Raw genomic sequence first — 22,024 nt, 5'->3', positions numbered from 1 at the left:
GCTGAAAAGGTTGCCGACACATAAAGTGACTCAGATTGAAGAATTACTGCCACATCGCTGGAAATCCAACTCAAATTAAAAAATAGGCATGGGGTTCAGCGGACGCTTACTGTTAGACTTCCTCATCCACAAAAGTACATGATACTTCTTCTCATCCGTAAGATAAGAAGTGTCACTTTCTAAGGAGAGGGATAACATTATTTCTGAACCGCCGTTCCATAAGCAAAAACTTCGACCATACCGCCTTGCATACTCAATTCTGTGGTGCTTAAACGCAGCCCCATAATATGATTTGCGCCCTTTTTTTCAGCTTCTAATTTTAAACGGACGATTGCTTCTCGACGCGCACGCTCGACAATACTTTCATAACTGCTCAAACGCCCGCCAAAGAAGTTCTGAATATTGGCAATCACAAACTTAAAATAATCGTGAGAAATGACCACATTACTATGTATCAATTGCCCAAAATTGGGACTGGTCTGGAAGCGGTTATTATCAATTTGAATATAGCTTAAACGCAGTTCTTGTTCGGCTAAATATTTGAAATGCTTGCGTTCGTTGTGTCGGCCAAAACCAAAACCTACGGCAAATAAAATCGCAAAGACAACAATTTGCAGAATTAAATTATCCATGTGATGTTATTCCTGTCCAATAATCTTTGCTTTAATGTGATGCTGGAAATGGGTCTGGAAGTTTAGGAATATCTGCTTCGACCACCACCGCTGTACCATAAACAAATAATTCCGAAGCACCTTGGGCAATATTTGAGGTAGAAAAGCGAATCCCGACAATGGCATTGGCACCTAAACCACGTGCTTTAGCAATCATACGATCCATTGCTTCTTGGCGTGATTCTTCTAGTAATTCGGTATAAGCCGTTAATTCACCACCGACAATATTTTTGAGTCCTGCCAACAAGTCACGCCCCACATGCTTACTGCGTACGGTGCTGCCATAGACCACATCAATTTGCCGTGAAATACGATGACCCGGTACAGATTCAAGATTACTGAGCAACATAAGATTCTAATATTTAAAAACAAGACGTATTGAAGATATGAAATGTATTGGCAAAAAGCAATAAAAAAAGCCCACCGAAGTGAGCTGATTTAGTCTTTGTGTCTGAGCTGTTAAGCAGCAAATTTAGGTAGACGCAAAGGCTTATTGCGCTTTACGTTCTGCCGATGATGCAGGTTGCGAAGTGGCATCTGAAGTATTGGCTTTTACACCGCCACCCAAAGATTTATACAACTCCACCTGATTGTTCAAATTGGCTTGTTCCAACAACAATAAACCTTGTTCTGCTGCATAAGATGTACGCTGTGCATCCAACACGGTTAAATAGTTATCTATGCCTGCGCGGAAACGTGCATTAGACAATTTGTAAGTAGTATTGGTCGCATCAACCAAGCGTTTTTGTGCCGCTAAACGATCACCAATATTTTGACGAACTGCTAAGGCATCATTTACTTCACGGAACGCAGACTGAATTGATTTTTCATAGTCTGCCAAAGCAATTTGCTGATCCGTTTCAGAAATTTTGATGTTGGCTTGGCGTGTGCCCCAATCAAAAATTGGCAAGTCGATGCTCGGGCCCACTGCCCAAACAAAACTGCCTGATTTAAACAAATCACTCAAGTCAGTTGACGCATAGCCTGCATTGCCCGTAAGGCTAATGCTTGGGAATAAACGAGCTTTTGCTGCGCCGATATTGGCACCCGCAGCCGATAGTCGATATTCTGCAGTACGAATATCAGGACGGTTATTTAGCAAGTCACTAGGTAAGCCTGCGCCAATTGCGGTATTGTTAGTAATACGTGTTACACGCTGCGTTGGCAATAACGTACTTGGAACTTGTTCGCCCACCAACAAGTTTAGTAAGTTCTGTGCCTGAGCCACTTGGGTTTTATAGTTGGCAACGTCATTACGTGCTGTTTCTACCGAAATTTGTGCTTGGCGCACAGGTACTTCGCTGTCGATACCCACATCAAAACGCTTTTTGTTCAGATTGTAAGATTCAAGCTGAGCTTTTAAAGTTTGATCTGCCAGTTTCAAATTGGCATTGGCAAACGAGTAGTTGAGCCATGCTTGTGCGACCTGACCAATCAGAGAAATTTGTGTGGCATCACGCGAGCTTTGAGTTGCCAAGAAATTATCTAAGGCATTGTCTTTTAGGCTGCGTACACGACCCCAAAAATCCAGTTCGTAGGCAGTCACACCTAAACCAACGTTATAGCGTGTGTGAGTTCCTAAAGCAGTACCTTGATCTTGACGTAGTACGCCACCGCTAGCACCAATTGTGGGTAACTGGTTGTTTTCGGTAATTTGATAGGCTTGTTGGGCACGTTGGATATTCAGCGTCGCTGTGCGTAAATCACGGTTATTGTTTAATGCCATATCTAAGACTTGTAATAAGCGTTGATCGGCAAAGAAATCTTTATAACCTTGTTCAGCCACAGAAATACCCGATGCAGCAGCAGTATAGCTGCTTGGAATACTTGCCTGAGCGACGGGCTCTGGCCCACGCATACTTTGACAAGCTGTCAAAGCAAGCGCGAGGGCAGAAACCGCAATACCACGGCCTGTATGCGACCATAAGTTTTGCATCACGATACATGCTCCTGATGATTTTGTTGTTTTGGTTTGTATTTAAAGATACTTCTAATCCAGACATAGAATACAGGAATAAAGAAGATACCTAACAAGGTTGAGCTAATCACACCACCTAAAACACCATAACCGACCGAGTGTTGGCTACCTGCACCCGCACCTGATGAAAGTGCAAGCGGCAATACACCAAAACCAAAGGCCAACGTGGTCATAATGATTGGACGTAAACGCATTTTTGCAGCATGCAAAGTGGCTTCAAACAGGTCTTCACCTTTTTCTTGTAGCTCTTTGGCAAATTCCACAATCAAAATCGCGTTTTTAGCAGATAAACCAATCACGGCAATAATTGCCACTTGGAAGTAAATGTTGTTGGATAGGTTCGGGTTTTTGAACAAAATCATACCACTGAAGGTGAGCAATAATGCTCCGACAATACCCAACGGTACCACCAACAGCACCGAAAATGGAATAGACCAACTTTCATACAAGGCTGCCAAACATAAGAATACAATCAGTAATGACAGTGCATAGAGGAATGGTGCCTGATCGCCCGATTCACGTTCTTCAAGCGATAAACCTGTCCATTCATAATCAAAGCCGTTTAAGCCCATAGAAGGTAGTTTTGCGACAATTTCTTCCATTGCTTGCATGGCTTCACCAGAGCTGACACCTGGCGCAGGTGAACCCTGAATGTTCTTGGCAGATACGCCGTTATAGCGTTCCAAACGCGGTGAACCATAAGTCCATTCACCTGTTGCAAAGGCAGAGAATGGCACCATATCACCACTATTGTTGCGGACATACCACTTGTTCAGGTCTTCAGGCATCATGCGTGAGTCTGATTCAGCTTGAACATAGACTTTTTTCACACGACCACGGTCAATAAAATCATTGATGTACGAACCACCCCAAGCCATGCTCATGGTGCTGTTGATTTCAGCAATGCTGACACCTGCCGCACCTGCTTGCGCTTGGTCAATAATAATACGGTACTGTGGCGTATCTTCCTGACCATTTGGACGCACCCCCATTAAGCGTGGGTCTTTCGCTGCTTCACCCAAGACAATATTACGTGCCATGGTGAGTTTTTCGTGACCATTGCCCGCAGCATCTTTCAGTTGTAAGTTAAAGCCTGAGCTGACCCCTAATTCTGGCATCGCAGGAAGCTGTAATGGCATGATGTAAGTGGCATCTTTCACAATCATGTTCAGTGCCATACCACGCTGGATGATTGCACCGACTTGTGATTCAGGGCTCGTACGCTCACTCCAGTCTTTTAGCTTAATGAATGCCATACCTGCGTTTTGACCAATCCCTGTAAAAGAGAAGCCCGAAACACTAAATACCGACTCCACATGCTCTTTTTCATTTTCTCTGAAAAAGTTGCTCATGCTGGTCATGGTGGCTTCAGTACGTTCCAGAGTTGCATTTGGCGGGAGTTGTACCAATGTCATCACCACCCCCTGATCTTCATCAGGTAAGAATGATGATGGTAGTTTTTGGAACAATAACACAATAATGCCCAGTACCACTGCATATAAAACCCCCGAGAAGATTTTATGATGCGTCATGCGGTTAACACCGCCTTGATACTTAACCGAGAGCTTATCAAAACTGCGGTTAAACCAGCGGAAGAAACGCGCAAAAATACCGTTGCTTTCAGGTTTGTTTGGATCGTGCTGTTTGAGAATCGTGGCACACAGGGCAGGGGTAAAGGTCAACGCCACCACCAGTGACAACACCATTGCAGTCACAAGAGTAATAGAGAATTGACGATAAATAACGCCTGTTGTTCCACCAAAGAATGCCATAGGTATAAATACTGCAGACAATACCGATGTAATCCCGATCAGTGCGCCTGAAATCTGTTTCATTGACTTTTCAGTCGCCGCTACAGGGTCAAGATGTTCTTCGACCATGACACGTTCTACGTTTTCCACCACAACAATTGCGTCATCAACCAATAAACCAATCGCCAGTACCATGGCAAACATGGTCAGAGTGTTAATCGTGAAGCCAAACATATTGATCACGGCAAAAGTACCCAGTACTACCACAGGTACGGCCATAGTTGGAATAATTGTGGCACGCCAATTCTGTAAGAATAGGAACATCACAATAAAGACCAAAATGATCGCTTCAATTAAAGTTTTAACAACACTCTTAATCGAAAGTTCAATGAATGGTGTGGTATCAAAGGCCAATTCATCCTTTAAACCTGTAGGGTAGTTTGGACGTAATTGTTTGAGGCGTTCTTCGACAGCTGCAGCAGTATCGAGGGCGTTAGCACCTGTAGACAATTTAATTGCGACACCGCCTGCAGGCTTACCGTTGTATTTAGAAATAAACTGATAGTTGTCTGCACCAAGTTCAATTCGTGCGACATCACCCAAGCGCACTTGAGCGCCCGAAGCGGTATTTTTTAGGAAAATATTGCTAAATTGTTCAGGTGTTTGCAGCAAGCTTTGCGCAGTAACCGTCGCATTCAAAGCTTGACCTTGAATTGAAGGTGCGCCGCCCAATTGACCTACCGCAACCTGTGCGTTTTGGGTGCGAATGGCTTGAGCAATATCACTTGGTGTGACTTGCAAACTTGCCATTTTGGCAGGATCCATCCAAATACGCATAGCGTATGAGCCACCAAAGACTTGCACTTCACCCACACCTGCAACACGGCTCAGCGGTTCAGAAATGTTAGAGTTAACATAGTCTTTAATGTCATCGGCAGAAAGGCTTTCATCAGGTGAGTAAAAAGCGAGAACCTGTAAGAAGCTTGCGCCTGATTTGGTGACTTTTACGCCCTGACGTTGCACATCATCAGGCAACAGCGCCGTAGCAGATTGTAATTTATTCTGTACTTGAACCTGTGCAATATCTGGGTCGATGCCTTGTTCAAAGTTTAATGTAATCGATGCAGAACCATTACCCGCACTGTTGGATGAAATATAGCGCAGTCCATCCAAGCCGTTCATTTGCTGTTCAATGATTTGTGTTACCGTGTTTTCCACAGTTTCAGCAGATGCACCCGGATAGGTTGCAGCAATGGTGACCGTTGGCGGTGCAATGGTCGGATATTGGGCAATTGGCATATTGGTGAGGGTAATAATCCCCGCCAACATGATCACCAATGAAATCACCCATGCAAAAATGGGGCGATGAATAAAAAAGTGAGCCATTAACGTCTACTCCTTATGTATTTGAAGTAGTTTTTGGTTCAGTGGCTTGGGCTTCTGAGGCTGGTTTTGCATCACCCGATTTTGCTGGTGCAGCAGGTGCGGCTTGTGGAGCAGCGCCTTGAGGTTGATACGGCTTAGCAACCACTTGCTGATCAGCTTTTACTTTAGCAACACCGTCTACAATCACTTTATCGCCGGTTTGCAGACCTTCAGTCACAATCCAGTTGCTGCCTTGCGTACCAACTGTGGTTACAGGGCGCGGTTCAACGATACCTTTAGCATTCACAATCATCGCCATTGCCTGACCAGTAGGTGTACGGCTAATCGCAGCTTGTGGAATTAAGATCGCGTTAGGAATTACACCTTGCACAATTTGCGCAGTGGCAAACATACCAGGCAACAATAAGTGATTTGAATTAGGGAACACGGCGCGTAATGTCACCGTGCCTGTTTCTGGGTTCACACTGGCATCAGAAAAAGCCAAACGACCTTCAACAGGGTAGTAGCTACCATCTTCAAGTTTTAACTTCACTTTGGTGTTGTTGCTGCTGTTTAAACTGCCCTGACTCAGTTGCTGACGTAAGCGAAGTAATTCTGCACTAGACTGATTGATGTCTACATAAATTGGATCTAAGCGCTGAATAGTCACTAAGGGTTCCGCTTGACTCGCCGTAACCAGTGCACCTGCAGTTACCGTAGAGCGGTTAGTTTGCCCTGAAATTGGTGCGCGTACAGTCGAATAACCTAAGTTAATTTCGGCATTTCGTACTTCTGCTTGAGTCGCAGCAACATCGGCTTCGGCAAGTTTGACCTGTGCCACAATGTCATCATATTCTTGTTTAGAAATGGCATTGCTACCCACCAGTTGGCGGTAACGACCTTCTTTAACCCGCAACACATTCAGTTGTGCTTGTTGACGGGTGAGTGCTGCACGGCTACTGTCTAAACTGGCACGGTTGGTGCGCGAGTCAATTTCATAAAGTGCCTGACCTTCGCGTACGTAGCTGCCTTCAGTAAATAAGCGTTTCAGAACCACACCACTCGTTTGTGGGCGAACTTCTGAAATTTCAAAGGCTGTGGTACGTCCTGACAGTTCTACAGACTGTTCCACACTTTGTGGCTGTGCCACTAGTACACCAACCTCAGTCGGTGGCATTTGCTGAGCTGCACCTGTTTGCTGTGCATCTTTTGGATCTTTGCTACAACCCACAAGCGCTAAACTTGTGGCTAATGCGCAAGCAGTCAGGGCGGGTGCCCAAAGCTTTGCAGACATCATTCTTTCACCTCTATTAGATTTTTATCTAAACTTATGTATTGGTTTGTCTTGCAGATAATGAGCGCAAAACAGATACCATAATGTGATCCAAATAAAACTTATGCTCCAACCGGAGAGGACATCTGAAGGATAGTGCACTCCCAAATACACACGGGAAATGCCCATCAGCAACATCCATAACCATGCACACACAGATAAATTTTTATGTGCTGGATGTTGCAAACTCAGGTAAATCACCAAACAACCTAAAGTTGCAGCATAAAAACTATGGCCACTAGGAAATGAATCGCCAAAAGTTTCCACCAAATGCAATGCTTCAGGCGGGCGGGGTCGCGCGAATAGGTATTTGAGCAGCCACGACAGCGCAATACTTACGACCAGTCCTACACTGATAAAAACAATTTTTGCGTATTTTTTATACCATGCCAAATAGAAAAAGCATAGGCATGTTAAAAATAATACAAATGGCAAGCCCCCTAATACAGAAAGTGTGATTGCCAATTGATTCAAATGTGCGGTGCGTTGAGTACTTACAAACTCCACAATGGCAAAATCAACCTGTTGCCAACTTGGAATATTTAGCACTAAAACACTGATTATAAATAGTAAACCACCGAGATAAAGCAGTATTTTGGGCATGCTGAAATCCCTGAAAGTTTAACCGATTTACGCACGGTTCATGAATGGAATAAAGTGTACTAGTCAGTACACTTTATTTCAAGCCAATATAAACAAGAAGATTTTTTTACTTGTTGCGCAGCTTAAATCTACACTAAATTTTATCATTCTGATCAGTATTTGAGGATGAATCATCATCTACAGTTAAGGGTTGTTTCGGTGGCCAAAAGAAATCACTCGGACGGGTTAAAAAGTGAGTCATCACTAATTTTGCCAGAGGTTTCCACTGTTCAAAACGCACCCGACGTGCACGTAATGCCACGATAATGGTTAAACTAAAACTGACAAATAAGTTTGTTAAACCAATCAGCAGCACCCCTAAGAATGACACAATAATCAGGCCAATTTCAGGTGAGCCATTAATATTCATTAAACCCTGAATAAAGTTGGCAGAAGCGAAGGCAATATGGCGAATATCAATAGGTAAACCCAAAATATATCCCAGTGTAGCGGTACTACCGAGCATAATCCCGAACAGGAAGTTACCTGCTAAAGCCCCTAAGTTTCGTTCTATATAGGTGGCAAATGTATTGAGACGTTCTTGTCCGAGTAACTTTTTTAAATGCAGATGAGCTTTTAGGCGTGGCCCGACTTTACGGTATACGGCCATGTTATCGAAATAACCCGCAATCAAACCAGACAGAAATAAAAATACCCCGGCAATGGCTGCATGCGGAATGGCAAGTGACGTAAACGGATTTAAGTCGTGTAGCAAATGGGATGCTTTGGCGTGTGACATCAACGGTTCATTTAACATGGCATCCCAACTAAACGCAATTAAGGCTGCAACTGGAATTGCAATCGAAATATTGCCCAAAATAGCGACGAATTGCGTACGGATAATATTAATAATTAAGGCTGCAAGTTCGGCGATTTGCGCCATCTTAGAGCCTTTGCGGTGTTGAACCGTCGAGGCGAGTGCTGCTGCTGTCATTGCGGGTTGTTTAGTGGCAACGGTAAAGTGCAAGACATGAATTAGCATAAAACCAAATGAATAAATCATGCTGTTGATGATAGCCTGCATCATCGGGGCAAGGACTAAACGCGAGGCGAGGGTTTTTAAAGTCGCCATTATGGCAATTAAAACACCTGCACCTGCTGCAGCTTTATACATGCCCCAAAAGCCATCTTTATCGGTACTAACATAATGCTCACCCGTTTTACTGGCATTTTCAGTAACTTGTAAGGCAATTAACTCACTATTTTCTGCAAGCAAGGAACGTACACTGCGTTCGCTATACAACGCCGAAGTTACATCTACAAGTAACTGTCCTGCGGAAACATAAGCGACATTGTCTTGCGCCACGATTAAATTTAGCAACAGCTCAATGCGCTCTAAACATTGTTCCAGTAAAGACAATAAATAGGTCAGGCTGATACTGACGCCAGTACGTTTAGTCGCACGACGAATTTTACTGCTGACATCATGACATTGGTCAATCATTACCAAAGCTTGAGAGGCATCGGGTGGTTGAATGGCACTGATTTGATCGTGTTGCTGATCGGCAACTTTATAAAGCTGAATAAATTCGTTGATTTCACGGTTTTGTGCCAAAAAAGGTGAATCATATTCACTCAGTTCAGGGTAGGCATTAATAAATTCAGGATACAAACCAATGCCACTGACCCGATACGACAACACTGTCAGGGCTTTAATAATTTCACTGCGGATCAGGCGTTTTTGCGTTTGTCCACCATGTCCGCGATTCAGCAAAGTAAACAATTGCTGCCATTCGGCATCTTCAATATTGTCGAGCCAGTATTTGTCACTGCGTAGTGGAAAAACCCGACGGACTAAATCTTGCAGTTGGCTTTCATCATGAATCAGCGGTAAAAAATGTGCGCCTAAACGTTGAAATAACTGATTCCAAAAGCCATCGAGCGATAAAATACCCGTGTCGGCAAATAAACTGGTTTGTTTGTATTGATTGATTAGACGTAAAACAAAATGTTGCAAGGTTGAGCTGGCATCAGGCGTTAGCAGAAGTGCTTGCAAAAAAGCCTGAAACTTTTCATGGGTTTCTTCTAAATCTTGAGTGTCAGTTGGACGGATACGATTGACCAGTTCAATCAGCAGACTTTCATCCAGAACAGCTTTGGGTGTATCTAGCTGTTCTTGCATTTTTCTAAGTAAATCGTTGAGTTTTATATGCATAAGCTGCTTAAATTATTGAATGCGATGTAAAGCCATTAAGGCTAAATTCTTTAAAGCCTGACGAGACTCTGAATCTGGCAATGCTTCTAAAGCGTTAATTGCGGCTTTAGTTTCTTCTGTGGCACGTTGGCGGCAATAATCGAGAGCGCCAGAGGACTGCACAATGGCAATGACCTGATCGAGGTCTGAAGTACCACCTGTCGCAATACTGCGACGAATAATTTGATGTTGTTCGCCAGTGGTATTTCTTAATGCAGAGATTAAAGGCAAAGTGGGTTTGCCTTCCATTAAATCATCGCCAATATTTTTACCTAATGTTTCAGCGTCTGACGTGTAATCTAAAATATCATCAATAATTTGGAAGGCATTGCCAAAGTGTCCTGCAAATAAGCGCAACGGCTCACGGTACTGTGGCGTGCCTGTTAAAATTGCTGCACCTTCGGTGGCAAGTTCAAATAAACGTGAAGTTTTGCCGTGAATAATGTCTAAATAAATTTGTTCTGTGGTGTCAGGTTGATGCTGTGCCTGTAATTGCATAACTTCACCTTCGGCAATTTGACAAGTGCCTGTTGAAAAGTCTTTCAGCAACACCAAATCGTTTAAGTCGACCAATAGGTCAAAGGCGCGGGAAATTAAAAAGTCACCGACTAAAACTGCTGTTTGGTTATTCCAAGTTGCATTGGCAGTAGGCCGACCACGACGTAAGCCAGACTCATCCACCACATCATCATGTACCAAAGTTGCTGTATGCAGCATTTCAATGATCGCAGCCAGTTTGCGTTGACGTTCTAAATCTTCTGCGCCACAAGCTTTGGCCGCAAGTAGACACATAATTGGACGCATCCGCTTACCGCCAGCTTCGACCACATGCTTGCTGACTGCCATCACCAACGCGACTTTAGAGGTAATCCCTTCATTAATAAATGTATCCATCGCAGCAAAATCAGAAGCAACAGGGGCGAGAATGTCTTGCTTAAAGTCGATGGTCATGTGAAGAGAAACCTCAATAATATTGAATGACAACGTAATTGAATCAGTTGTAACGTATCTTAGGGTTAAGAAAACTGCTTAAGTCTGCGAAAATAACACAATGAATGCAATAGTTAGTCAACTGTCAAATGCTGTAATTGTTAATTCTACTTGAAAACGAAGTCAATAACTTTATGGGTAAATTCAGATGTTTGCTTAACTTGGTATGATTTTAACAAGCCAGGCAGTTTACGCCAACACAATCTGTCTATATTAATTGATCCTTTGAAGATGAATAAGGCGGCAAAAGTCATTAACGTGGCTGGGTATTAAATAATCAACCTTGTTGTGCGATAATTGCCGTTAAATGGCTTGTTGTTTGTGTCAATATGGCTTAAAATCCTTGCCCTTGAATAACCCCCAGTGGCGTTCGTTTTAAGATCGATATATCCCTTTATCGGCACGACGACACGGGCATGTTTGGAGTACATTATGTACGCAGTAATCCAAAGCGGTGGTAAACAGCACCGTGTTGTTGAGGGTGAAACCCTTAAAGTTGAATTATTGAAAGCTGAAACTGGCGCAACTATTACGTTTGATGACGTATTAATGGTTGTAAACGGTGACAACGTTCAAATCGGTGCTCCAGTTGTTGCTGGCGCTAAAGTAACTGCAGAAGTGGTTGGTCATGGTCGTCACGACAAAATCCGTATTGTTAAAATGCGTCGTCGTAAACACTACCGTAAGCAACAAGGTCACCGTCAATGGTTTACCGAGTTGAAAATTACTGGTATTGCAGGCTAATCACTAGGAGTAAATAGACATGGCAACTAAAAAAGCCGGTGGATCGACTAAGAACGGTCGTGATTCGAATCCTAAGATGTTAGGTGTTAAAGTTTACGGTGGTCAAACTGTAACTGCTGGTAACATCATCGTTCGTCAACGTGGTACAGAATTCCACGCTGGTGCAAACGTAGGTATGGGCCGCGACCATACTTTATTTGCTACTGCTGACGGCGTAGTAAAATTCGAAGTGAAAGGTCAATTTGGCCGTCGCTACGTATCTGTTGAAGCGTAAGCTGAAATAGTGAAAAAACCCACAAGTGATTGTGGGTTTTTTTATGTCTATACGATGGAGAGTTAGGGTCAAAAGATAAATTTTAGTTCTTCATCATGATGGATAAATTTCTACATTTTATATTAATAAGCATACAAAACTTCTTATTTTCTATCATATTAGCGCCAGAAATTGGTTTAAGATGGGACATCCAAAACATTGCGATTGAGCAAATATAAAAAGGTGAATCTATGAATATGCTTCGTAAAACGATGTGTGCTGTGGCATTGGGTGCAACCACTTTAGCGCCAATCATGAGTACTACAGTGTTTGCTGCGCCAGTGGCAGCATCGGAGCAACAAGCGACAGCAAATCTTGTTAAACAATTGAATGGCATTAAAAGTTTTACTGCCAACTTTGAGCAAACTACAAAAGTTAGCAACAATGGTAAGGCTTTGCCAAACCGTGGTTTATCGGCACAACACATGAACCAGAATTTTAAAGGGGTTATGAAAGTTGAACGTCCGGGTAAATTCTTTTGGGAAACCACCAGTCCAGCCAAACAGACAATTGTGACCACAGGTAAAACCGTATGGATTTATGATCCAGACTTACAGCAAGCGGTACGTCAAAGCCTAGATGATCAAGTGGCAAATACACCTGCATTGTTGCTTTCGGGCAATACCAATCAAATCATGCAGTCGTATCGTGTGACCCAGCCGAATAAGTCAAAAACCTATTACACTTTATACCCAAAAAGTGATGATGGTGTATTTCAGAGTTTAACCATTAGTTTTGGTGCACGTAACGCGCCAACTTTAATGATTCTGCAGGATTCATTGGGTCAAACCACGCATGTGCGTTTTAACAATGTGAAAGTCAATGCCAATATTCCTGCATCGACCTTTAACTTCACGCCGCCAAAAGGCACGGACATTATTGATCAATAACTGAATGTTTTTATACGTTCTTTTAAAGCATAATTTGCTATCCCTTTCTAGCCTTCTTCCACAGGGAGAAGGTTTACAGCTTCAGCATAGCGGAAATTTATTTGAGCAGCTTCTCGAAGAAATCCACAATTTCTGTGGATAAATCTTGGGATAATTCACATTTTGCTGTAAGCAGGATATAGACTGAGTCATCAAAGATCATTATTATGCATTAATGAAGTGCTGATAGCATTTTGATTTATAATAAAAAATAAAAATAATTACGCAAAAATCTGATCAGAAATTTTAAGCAACTTTATCACCCGATTATTCCGTTACACAACTGCTCTAGGATTGAACAGTATGAGTTATCTATAGTCTTGACTAATTCAATTGAAGAAATTTTATCGTAAAATTTATGTATGTTTGCATTTCTAATCATTAGACTATGTGAATCGTGGCTGAGGGGGAATTTAATGCAATATTTAAAATCACAGGTGTTTTTGGGTGCTGTCACTTTAAGTTCAGTATTGTTGTTGACTGCATGTCAGCCAAAGAGTGAGGCAACTTCTAAAGCCGAAACAGAGCAAGCTGCGTCTGCATCTGTCACAGCCGATATTCCTCTGATTCAAGCTAAAGTGGTGGCACTAAAATTGCCACAGCAGCAAATTTGTGATGAAGAAGGTTGTACTGCTTACGATATTCAGACGGTAAAAACCAATGTAGCGTGGATTGATGAATATTTTATGCAGCGCCTGCAAAAGGCAGACCCAATTGCATTTTCCAAGGCTGCAGCATCAACTGAAACGCCAAAAGTAGAAGAAACTGATCCTATGCGGCTGAGTCAGAGTTCAAGCTATGTGCGTTATATCGGGCAACATGCCAATTTAGCGACGTTTAGTTTGCAAAGCTACAGTTACCCTGCGGGTGCAGCACATGGTATTCATCACCAAGAATTTGTGACTCTTGATTTAAAACAGAAAAAGCGTTTGGCGCTGCAAGATATTATGCTGCCCAATACGGAAGCTAAAATGACCGAAGAATTGTTTAACCATAATTATAACTGGCTAGACGAACATGATATTTCCCTTGAAAAATTTAAACTGAGCGATAATTTTTATTATGGTGCCAATGGTTTGGTCTTTGTCTATCCCTTGTATGAATTGGCATCTTATGCAGAAGGTATGCCTGAATTGATTCTGCCTTATTATGCGACGGAGAAATTAATTAAGCCTGAATATTTGCCAAGTTTGCCACAGTATCCGAGCCAATAAAATTGCACAAAAATACGCAGAGATTGCTGTAATAAGGTGCAGCTGTGAATCGGGTTACTGTATTTTTTAACTCGAAGCGCTTACACTATAGCCAGTTTTTTTCTTATTCCAAGATTGGCTATGATTGACCCGAAATTACTCAGAAATAATATTGAGGCTGTAAATTTAGCCTTGGCAAAACGTGGTGTGCAGTTAGATGTGGCAGAGTGGGCAGCACTTGAAGCACGTCGTAAAGAATTGCAATCTAAAACCGAAGCCTTACAGGCAGAACGTAATTCGGGTGCCAAACAAGTCGGTCAGATAAAAAAAGCAGGTGGCGATGCTTCTGAAATTATGGCACGTATGGCTGCCATTGGAGATGAAATTAAAACTGCTGAAGTGGCTTTGGCAGAATTGCAAGATGAGTTAGAAGCTAAATTGCTGTCTATTCCAAACTTGCCCGATGAGTCCGTGCCAGAAGGTAAAGATGAAGCTGATAATGTAGAAGTATTGAAATGGGGTACACCACGCCAGTTTGATTTTGAAATTAAAGATCATACCGATCTTGGCGAAATGATGGGTGGTTTGGAATTTGAAACTGCAACCAAATTAACAGGTTCTCGTTTTAGTGTTCTGAAAGGACCATTGGCGCGTTTACAACGTGCGATTACACAGTTCATGTTAGATACGCATACTGTTCAGAATGGTTATACCGAAGCGTATGTACCGTATTTGGTTAATGCAGATTCATTGCGTGGTACAGGTCAACTGCCTAAATTTGAAGAAGATTTGTTCAAATTACAAGGTGAAAAAGAATATTATTTGATTCCAACTGCCGAAGTTCCTGTCACCAACTTTGTTCGAGATGAAATCATTGACCCTGAACGCTTGCCATTAAAATATGCCGCGCATACACCTTGTTTCCGCAGCGAAGCAGGTTCTTATGGTCGCGATACTCGTGGTTTGATTCGTCAACATCAGTTCGATAAGGTCGAAATGGTGCAAATTTCAAAACCAGAGCACTCAATGCAGGCGCTTGAAGAACTAACTGCACATGCAGAGGGCATTTTGCAGGCATTAGGCTTACCATATCGTAAAATTTTGCTCTGTGGTGGTGATATGGGTTTTGGTGCAACCAAAACTTATGACTTAGAAGTATGGGTGCCAAGCCAAAATACCTATCGTGAAATCTCAAGTTGCTCAAACATGGGAGATTTCCAAGCACGACGTATGAAAGCACGCTACCGCGTAGATCAGAAGAAGATCGAATTGGTGCATACGTTGAATGGTTCAGGTTTAGCTGTAGGTCGTACTTTACTTGCAGTGATGGAAAACTATCAACGTGCTGATGGTTCAATCGAAATTCCTGAAGTGTTACGTCCATATATGGGCGGTATTAGTCATATAGACTAAAATGCATCGAATTTGTGCATGGTTTTTGCTTTAGCTCAATCAGATCTAAAAAATATAGAGGCGTATCGTGGAAATTTTCCCAATCTCTTTAAAGTTGCAGCAGCAACGTTGCCTGATTGTGGGTGGTGGACATATTGCTTATCGTAAAGCACTGTTACTGGCTAAAGCGGGCGCAAAAATTGATGTACTTGCTCCTGAAATTGATGACAATTTACTGCAACTGGTGCAGCAGAGTCAGGGGCAGTATGTGCAAGATGTTTTTAGTTCATCTACTGCGCTGCGTCACTATCGTTTGGTGATTGCTGCAACAGATAACAACCTGGTCAATCAGCAAGTTTTTGCAGCTTGCGAAGCCGAAAATGTGCTGGTCAATAGTGTTGATGATCCGCCACATTGTCGTTTTATGGTGCCTGCGATCATTGACCGTTCGCCTTTAGTGATTTCAGTTGCAAGTAATGGCACATCTCCCGTGTTATCACGTCAAATTCGTACTCAACTGGAAAGCAGTATTCCGCATGGTATGGGCAAACTGGCTGAGTTTTCAGGTCAGTGGCGTGCAGCGGTAAAACAGAAAATTGTAAATCCAGAAGAGCGCCGTATTTTTTGGGAGGAGCTATATGCCAGTCCTCTTAAAGAACAGGTGTTCAATGACAATCTTGACGCTGCAAACCAAAGTATCCAACAGGCTTTAGCGGAATGGCAAACGCCAAAAGGCGAGGTGTATTTGGTTGGTGCAGGGCCAGGTGATCCTGAGTTACTGACCTTAAAAGCCTTGCGTTTAATGCAGCAAGCCGATGTGGTGATTTATGACCGTTTGGTGTCTGCACCCATTTTGGAATTGTGCCGCCGTGATGCTGAAAAAGTTTATGTTGGAAAGGCGCGCTCTAACCATGCTGTGCCGCAAGAAGGTATTAATGCGTTATTGGTTAAATATGCACAAGCAGGTAAGCGAGTTTGCCGTTTAAAAGGTGGTGATCCTTTTATTTTTGGGCGTGGCGGTGAAGAAATTCAAGAGTTGTATGAAGCAGGTGTGTCATTTCAGGTCGTACCAGGCATTACTGCAGCGTCGGGCTGTGCGGCTTATGCGGGTATTCCACTGACCCACCGAGATTATGCACAAAGTGTACGTTTCTTGACCGGGCATTTAAAAGAAGGTTCGCCTGAATTGCCGTGGTCAGAATTGGTGTATGAAAATCAAACCTTGGTGCTGTACATGGGCTTGGTTGGCTTGGAAAGCATTTGTGCAAAACTGATTGCGCATGGACAACGGGCGGATATGCCTGTCGCTTTAATTTCTAAAGGCACGACACCTGAACAAAAAGTGGTAGTGGGGACGTTGGCGAATATTGTCAGCAAAGTCGAACAGCACCAAATTCAGGCGCCTACCTTGACCATTATTGGTGAGGTGGTCAATTTACGTGAACAGTTAAAATGGTAATGAATCTCTCGCCATCCCTCTTTTAAAAGAGGAGAGTTGCTACATTTTTAAGGGAGCTTAGGAGAGATTGTGAAAAGTAGAGAAAATTTGTGATCCACGTTGTTTTATATGAGCCTGAAATTCCAGCTAACACAGGCAATATCATTCGTTTATGTGCCAATACAGGTGCGCAATTACATTTGATTAAGCCATTAGGTTTTGAATTGGATGATAAAAAGCTGAAACGTGCAGGTTTGGATTATCACGAATGGGCACGTATGCAAATTTGGGACAATCTTGAGCAATGTTTGGCTGATTTAGATCGTAAAGGTGTGGGCTTGGATGCGATTTATCCATTGACCACCAAAGGTACAGAAACACCACATACTTCAGATTTAAACCGACCTGTTGCCTTGTTGATGGGGCCTGAAACTCGCGGTTTGCCTGAAGCTGTACGCATGTTGTTTCCGCAGCAGCACTGGATTCGTTTACCAATGGCAGAAAACTCACGCAGTTTAAATTTGTCTAATGCAACGGCTGTGATTGTGTATGAAGCATGGCGTCAGCAAGGTTTTAAAGTATTGCTCTAATTTGACCATTAATTTATTTCAAATTTAGTGCGATCTTGAGTATCAATGATCTGCGTTGATGAACAAAAAGCTGAGATAAAATTGTACTCAGCTTTTTTATTTTTGGTTATTTTACTGATAAAAACTTATAACCCATTTTGTCTTGTCCTGAAATAGATTGACAGTATTCCACTTCAAACCGAGTTAAGCAATTAGCTCGGTTTTAGTTTGCTCATACGTCTGATTCGGGGTGTTCATATTTAAACTTAAATGTGGTCTATAGCAATTATAAATCATGATAGATTCCGCAATTAAGTGATCTAACTCCTTCATAGTTTGACATCGTGTAGTTAAAAACTCCTGCTTTAATATTCCATTAATCCGCTCTGCTAATGCATTCTGGTATGAGAAACACTGTTTCGCAAGGCCTCCATCTGTCATGGAAGGACATATCCCATAATGGCGCAATGCCGATTGATATAGCTCAGAGCAATATTGAGCACCTCTATCTGAATGATGAATCATCCTAGTCGCTCGATCTGTCGCTTGCTGCATCGCCATATGTAGAGCCTGCACAACATTCTCCGCACGCATATCATTCGATAACTTATAACCTTTAATCTGTCGGGTATAAGCATCTGTCACCAAGGATAAATAATGCACACCTTCAGCACTCTCAACATAGGTAATATCACTAACAAAGACTTCATTGGCTTGCACTGCTGAATAATCCTTTAATAAATTTGGATGCTTCTTCATCCAATGCTTGCTATCCGTAGTTTTTGTATAGCGACGCTTAGGGCGAATCAATAAGTTATTTTCTTTCAATATTTTAAATAACTGATCCCGTCCACACTTTAAACCACGTTGCAACAATTTGCCTTTAATAAGCCAATACAGTTTACGTGTTCCGATACTTGGCATGAGACAGCGATATTCCATAACCAACTCAAGTATTTGTTCAGTTGCTTGTGCAGTCATTTGAGCACGTTTTTCTGCTTGATAATAAGCTTGTCGGGTGATTCCCAATCACTGACAATAATGTGAAACGCTTAGTCTTCTTTGGCTTTGCCAATCTTTGAAACGTGCTCGGTATACTTTTTTCCAAGATCAGTCCCACATTCTTTATCAATGTGATAAATCACATCCTGAATAAATTCAGTTTTAAGCTTTTCTGCGGCTAACTGCTTTTCTAATTGGCGGATTCGTTGTTGGGGTGTCAATTGGCGTTTAGAAGAAGTAGGCATATTCGAAGTCCAATCCTGTTGTCCGTGCTTGCGTAACCATACCAGCACAGTTGATCTTCCTTGAATACCATATTTTGCCTGAGCTTGTTTATAAGTAATTTGCACTTTTTCTACTTCATGTACCACCATCATTTTAAAGGCGAAGCTATAATCACGTTGTGTGCGCTTAACTCGTTGTTCTCGTGCATGTTCCATAAAATAAGTCTCTTAAGGTGTAAACTTATTTCAGGACGGGACATTTTAGACATAAGAAAAGGCGCATAAAGCGCCTGATCTGAAGATTGAGAAGCTATTTGTTTTAGCGATCATCAAACTCATTGTGCTGCGGAGCAGGGTGTTTAAAGCCTTTGGTTTTATAACCGAGGTATAAAACCCCAAACATCGCCCACCATAAGCCATACTTCAATGAAGTTTCATCGACTTCGAGCCATAAAGCAAACACTGCAATAAAGCCACATAACGGTACGATCACAAAATTGAGAATGTCCTTAAAGCCTTTGGTGCGACCATCACGCAGCGCATAACGTGAAATCACCGATAAATTCACAAAACTAAATGCGGTGAGAGCGCCAAAACTGATCAATGAAATCACAAAATCTAGATCCATAAAACCAGCAGTTAAGGCTACAGCACCCACAATTAGAATGTTGTATGAAGGCGTGTAGTTACGTGGGCTGATATGACCAAAGAGTTTTTTGTTGATCACGCCATCACGACCCATCACATACATTAAGCGTGATACACCTGCATGCGCTGAAATACCAGATGCCATGACCGTTACAATTGCAAAGGTCAGTACATAAGATTGGAACAGCGAGCCACCCACCAACAGTAAAATTTCTGGCTGAGTTTCTGCGATATTTTTAAAGTAGCTACCCGGTTCATTCGGGAAATAAATTTGCATGAAATAGGTGCTAACAATGAAGATTACGCCTGCAATTAGTGCAGTTAAGAAAATCGCTTTTGGTAAGGTTTTCTCTGTATCTTTGGTTTCTTCTGCAAGTGAGCTGAGTGAGTCAAAGCCTGTAAATGAGAAGCAGAGTAGGGTTGCACCCGTAATTAATGCACCTACCGAGGTAAGTTCATTCCAGAAAGGCTCTAAGCTCCATAACTGATAGCGTTGTTCTGCGGTAATAGGGCCATCGGCATTAAAACCAGCTTGTAATTTGGTGAACATCATCCAAGTAAAGACACCAATCACCACCAACTGGATTAACACAATCAAGCTGTTGAAGTTCGCCACAAAGCGCGCACCACGCAAGTTAACACCTGTCATGAATGCGGTGAGTACCACCACCCAAATCCAGTGATTCACTTCAGGGAATAACGCTTCTAAATAAATCACCGCCAAAATAATATTGACCATTGGCGAGAGCAGGTAATCCAGCCAGGATGACCAACCCACCATAAAGCCGACGTTGGGGTGAATGGATTTTTGTGCATAGGTATAGGCCGACCCTGAAGATGGGTAACGACGAATCATGTGACCATAACTCAAAGACGTGAGCAAAATGGCAACTAGTGCAAAAATATAAGATGTGGGTACGTGAAAATGACTTTCTTCCGATACTAAACCGAAAGTGTCGAATAACGTCATCGGTTGAATATAGGCTAAACCAATAATAATGATGTGCCAGAGCCCTAGCGTTTTTTGCAGTTTAGCTGCCGATTGAGTCCCAGAGATATTTGTCAACGGCGTTATCCTCTTAATCGTTGATCAAGGATCAGTCATGTTTGTTCAGGATTGTTTGAGACGAACAATCCCCCCTACATAAAAAGTAAAAACGCGCCAATCTACTCCATAATGATGCGCTTTGTCAGTATCTTTGTTTTCTTTTTTAGCAGAAAATATGCCACATTGATGAAAAAATATCAGACGCAGCAGTCTACCAATGAAAAGCCCGATGTTTAGAAAAACATCAGGCTAGATTTTCGGTTATATTGGCCTATTTTGTAGGAATTACCAAGCCTTTTTTAAGATAGCTTTGAGTTCTTCTAAATTGGCCTCTTTCGGGTTATAAATAATCGAACCATCGTTCAGGGCTTTTTCAGCCACTTCATCTAATTGCGCTTCGCTGACTTTACCCGTTTCTTGTAAAGTTCGTGGTAATTTGGTCAGTGCGTATAAGCGGTCACGAATGGCTAAGAGTGTCGAAATGGTTTTATCGGCACGTAAATGTGCAGGGGTTTGTGCGTAAACATCTGCGCCAGCCAATGGTAATAGCAGTTCGGCAATTTTATCAGCATTGACGTCTTTGTTGTATTCCAACACGTATGGCAAAAATAAATTCATGCAGAGTCCATGTGGTAAATGCGCCACAGCACCCAAGGCATGACCTAAGGAATGGACCAAACCCACCATAGAATTTGAAAACGCAATCCCCGCCATGGTTGATGCTTGTGCCAGTTCCAAACGGCCTTGTTCATCGCTTGGGTTGTCTAATACATTGAACAGGTTATTGCTGATTTTTTTAATTGCTGCCGTAGCATAAGCATCAGAAATTGGGTTGGCTGCCATGCAACTATAAGCTTCAATGGCGTGCGTCATGGCATCCATAGCCGTCATTGCTGTTAAATGTGGTGGCAAAGTTTGCGTCATACGCGGGTCTAAAATGGCTGCATGTGGCATTAAGTAATACGATGCAAACGGCATTTTGACGTTCTTTTCGGTGTCGGATACCACCGCAACCATCGTGACTTCTGAACCCGTGCCTGATGTAGTAGGAATCACAAAAAATGGTTTCAGTGGGCGCGGTAAGTTATGTGCACCTGAATATTGCAACAAGTCATCACCGCCTTCGCTGACTAAAATATTGGTAGCTTTAGAGGTGTCAATGACTGAACCGCCACCCACCGCAATAATGGCATCACAGTTGTTTTCACGGTACAACTGCGCAGCACGACGAACTGTTGCCACACTTGAATCTTGCGGGACATCATCAAAAACATAGCCAATCACGGCATCGGTAGATTCAAAAGCTGCTTCAATCGGGGCAAGCAAATTGTTGGAACGCACGCCTTTGTCAGTAATGATCATTGGGCGTTGTGAACCGAGTGTCGCCAATTCAAACGGAATATGTTCTAACGCAGCATGACCTGCAATGACTTTGACTGGGCAAAAAAATTCGTAATAAGGCTTCGCCATGTTATGCACTCCGTTTGAACTCTGTACACGACAAATTTCACAGAACCCTTATCCTATCAGGATTCTGCTTTCTTAAAATTGCCAAAATTTCCTTAAACTCTTCTTTTTTCCCAAAACCAATTAAACGCTG

Annotated in this window: 17 protein-coding genes and 1 pseudogene; 7 read left to right on the top strand and 11 right to left on the bottom strand. The window is 42.5% G+C overall.

Translation table 11 applies throughout. The features are described from left to right. Positions 1-197: 197 nt before the first annotated feature. From L6C30_RS12805 to sdsA, 8 genes are all read right to left on the bottom strand, one after another. Entirely contained in the window at positions 198-632 is a 435-nt protein-coding gene (locus tag L6C30_RS12805) for a YbjQ family protein (protein WP_230244043.1), read from the bottom strand. Between the two features lie 31 nt (positions 633-663). Continuing rightward, complete coding sequence (locus tag L6C30_RS12800) at positions 664-1,020, bottom strand: YbjQ family protein (RefSeq protein ID WP_019837046.1); 357 nt, start codon at positions 1,018-1,020, stop codon at positions 664-666. Between the two features lie 141 nt (positions 1,021-1,161). Continuing rightward, positions 1,162-2,607, bottom strand: coding sequence for a multidrug efflux RND transporter AdeIJK outer membrane channel subunit AdeK (gene adeK, locus L6C30_RS12795; RefSeq protein WP_230245610.1), 1,446 nt, complete (start codon positions 2,605-2,607; stop codon positions 1,162-1,164). After that, positions 2,607-5,786 carry an efflux RND transporter permease subunit gene (locus L6C30_RS12790; protein ID WP_230244044.1) on the bottom strand — a complete coding sequence of 1,060 codons (3,180 nt, stop codon included), beginning with the start codon at positions 5,784-5,786 and terminating at the stop codon, positions 2,607-2,609. The genes adeK and L6C30_RS12790 overlap by 1 nt, the downstream gene beginning before the upstream one ends. Positions 5,787-5,799: 13 nt before the next feature. After that, complete coding sequence (locus tag L6C30_RS12785) at positions 5,800-7,062, bottom strand: efflux RND transporter periplasmic adaptor subunit (RefSeq protein WP_019837049.1); 1,263 nt, start codon at positions 7,060-7,062, stop codon at positions 5,800-5,802. A gap of 21 nt (positions 7,063-7,083) precedes the next feature. Next, positions 7,084-7,701, bottom strand: coding sequence for a phosphatase PAP2 family protein (locus L6C30_RS12780; RefSeq protein ID WP_230244045.1), 618 nt, complete (start codon positions 7,699-7,701; stop codon positions 7,084-7,086). A 133-nt stretch (positions 7,702-7,834) separates the two neighbouring features. Then, complete coding sequence (locus L6C30_RS12775) at positions 7,835-9,895, bottom strand: site-specific recombinase (RefSeq protein ID WP_230244046.1); 2,061 nt, start codon at positions 9,893-9,895, stop codon at positions 7,835-7,837. Between the two features lie 12 nt (positions 9,896-9,907). Beyond that, positions 9,908-10,885 (bottom strand): All-trans-nonaprenyl-diphosphate synthase, encoded by a 978-nt coding sequence (gene sdsA, locus L6C30_RS12770; RefSeq protein ID WP_230244047.1) that lies wholly within the window; start codon positions 10,883-10,885, stop codon positions 9,908-9,910. Between the two features lie 471 nt (positions 10,886-11,356). Here sdsA and rplU point away from each other — a divergent pair, with 471 nt between their 5' ends. The 7 genes from rplU (at position 11,357) to L6C30_RS12735 (ending at position 17,523) form a co-directional block, all read left to right on the top strand. Continuing rightward, a complete protein-coding gene (gene rplU, locus L6C30_RS12765; RefSeq protein ID WP_004972275.1) occupies positions 11,357-11,668 on the top strand; it encodes a 50S ribosomal protein L21 in 312 nt (103 codons plus the stop codon). 19 nt (positions 11,669-11,687) lie between these two features. After that, the gene (rpmA, locus tag L6C30_RS12760) at positions 11,688-11,942 is read left to right on the top strand and encodes a 50S ribosomal protein L27 (RefSeq protein ID WP_004760935.1); all 255 of its coding nucleotides are present in this window, start codon (positions 11,688-11,690) and stop codon (positions 11,940-11,942) included. A 230-nt stretch (positions 11,943-12,172) separates the two neighbouring features. Continuing rightward, entirely contained in the window at positions 12,173-12,871 is a 699-nt protein-coding gene (gene lolA / locus L6C30_RS12755) for an outer membrane lipoprotein chaperone LolA (RefSeq protein WP_019837053.1), read from the top strand. Positions 12,872-13,326: 455 nt separating this feature from the next. Continuing rightward, entirely contained in the window at positions 13,327-14,124 is a 798-nt protein-coding gene (locus L6C30_RS12750) for an RsiV family protein (protein ID WP_230244048.1), read from the top strand. Between the two features lie 120 nt (positions 14,125-14,244). Continuing rightward, on the top strand, positions 14,245-15,516 hold the full coding sequence (serS, locus tag L6C30_RS12745; RefSeq protein WP_019837055.1) for a serine--tRNA ligase: 1,272 nt from the start codon (positions 14,245-14,247) through the stop codon (positions 15,514-15,516). A gap of 67 nt (positions 15,517-15,583) precedes the next feature. Beyond that, positions 15,584-16,954 (top strand): siroheme synthase CysG, encoded by a 1,371-nt coding sequence (cysG, locus tag L6C30_RS12740; RefSeq protein ID WP_019837056.1) that lies wholly within the window; start codon positions 15,584-15,586, stop codon positions 16,952-16,954. A gap of 89 nt (positions 16,955-17,043) precedes the next feature. Next, the gene (locus L6C30_RS12735) at positions 17,044-17,523 is read left to right on the top strand and encodes a tRNA (cytidine(34)-2'-O)-methyltransferase (protein WP_019837057.1); all 480 of its coding nucleotides are present in this window, start codon (positions 17,044-17,046) and stop codon (positions 17,521-17,523) included. A gap of 183 nt (positions 17,524-17,706) precedes the next feature. Here the strand turns inward: L6C30_RS12735 and L6C30_RS12730 are convergent. The 3 genes and pseudogenes from L6C30_RS12730 to L6C30_RS12720 form a co-directional block, all read right to left on the bottom strand. Next, positions 17,707-18,944, bottom strand: a pseudogene (locus tag L6C30_RS12730) (IS3 family transposase). 103 nt (positions 18,945-19,047) lie between these two features. Then, a complete protein-coding gene (locus tag L6C30_RS12725; protein WP_019837058.1) occupies positions 19,048-20,442 on the bottom strand; it encodes an APC family permease in 1,395 nt (464 codons plus the stop codon). A 267-nt stretch (positions 20,443-20,709) separates the two neighbouring features. Further along, positions 20,710-21,894, bottom strand: a complete 1,185-nt coding sequence (locus L6C30_RS12720) for an iron-containing alcohol dehydrogenase (protein WP_019837059.1) — start codon at positions 21,892-21,894, stop codon at positions 20,710-20,712. Between the last annotated feature and the right edge of the window lie 130 nt (positions 21,895-22,024).

Source organism: Acinetobacter sp. KAM396 (genome assembly GCF_021602765.1).
Lineage (GTDB): Bacteria > Pseudomonadota > Gammaproteobacteria > Pseudomonadales > Moraxellaceae > Acinetobacter > Acinetobacter towneri_A.
This window is presented reverse-complemented; position numbering and strand designations above follow the sequence as displayed.

Coding starts and splice junctions, on each gene's coding strand:
- L6C30_RS12720 (WP_019837059.1), bottom strand. CDS start 21,894: ATGGCGAAGCCTTATTACGAATTTTTTTGCCCAGTCAAAGTCATTGCA.
- L6C30_RS12800 (WP_019837046.1), bottom strand. CDS start 1,020: ATGTTGCTCAGTAATCTTGAATCTGTACCGGGTCATCGTATTTCACGG.
- L6C30_RS12750 (WP_230244048.1), top strand. CDS start 13,327: ATGCAATATTTAAAATCACAGGTGTTTTTGGGTGCTGTCACTTTAAGT.
- rplU (WP_004972275.1), top strand. CDS start 11,357: ATGTACGCAGTAATCCAAAGCGGTGGTAAACAGCACCGTGTTGTTGAG.
- L6C30_RS12805 (WP_230244043.1), bottom strand. CDS start 632: ATGGATAATTTAATTCTGCAAATTGTTGTCTTTGCGATTTTATTTGCC.
- lolA (WP_019837053.1), top strand. CDS start 12,173: ATGAATATGCTTCGTAAAACGATGTGTGCTGTGGCATTGGGTGCAACC.
- adeK (WP_230245610.1), bottom strand. CDS start 2,607: ATGCAAAACTTATGGTCGCATACAGGCCGTGGTATTGCGGTTTCTGCC.
- serS (WP_019837055.1), top strand. CDS start 14,245: ATGATTGACCCGAAATTACTCAGAAATAATATTGAGGCTGTAAATTTA.
- L6C30_RS12775 (WP_230244046.1), bottom strand. CDS start 9,895: ATGCATATAAAACTCAACGATTTACTTAGAAAAATGCAAGAACAGCTA.
- rpmA (WP_004760935.1), top strand. CDS start 11,688: ATGGCAACTAAAAAAGCCGGTGGATCGACTAAGAACGGTCGTGATTCG.
- L6C30_RS12790 (WP_230244044.1), bottom strand. CDS start 5,786: ATGGCTCACTTTTTTATTCATCGCCCCATTTTTGCATGGGTGATTTCA.
- L6C30_RS12780 (WP_230244045.1), bottom strand. CDS start 7,701: ATGCCCAAAATACTGCTTTATCTCGGTGGTTTACTATTTATAATCAGT.
- L6C30_RS12785 (WP_019837049.1), bottom strand. CDS start 7,062: ATGATGTCTGCAAAGCTTTGGGCACCCGCCCTGACTGCTTGCGCATTA.
- sdsA (WP_230244047.1), bottom strand. CDS start 10,885: ATGACCATCGACTTTAAGCAAGACATTCTCGCCCCTGTTGCTTCTGAT.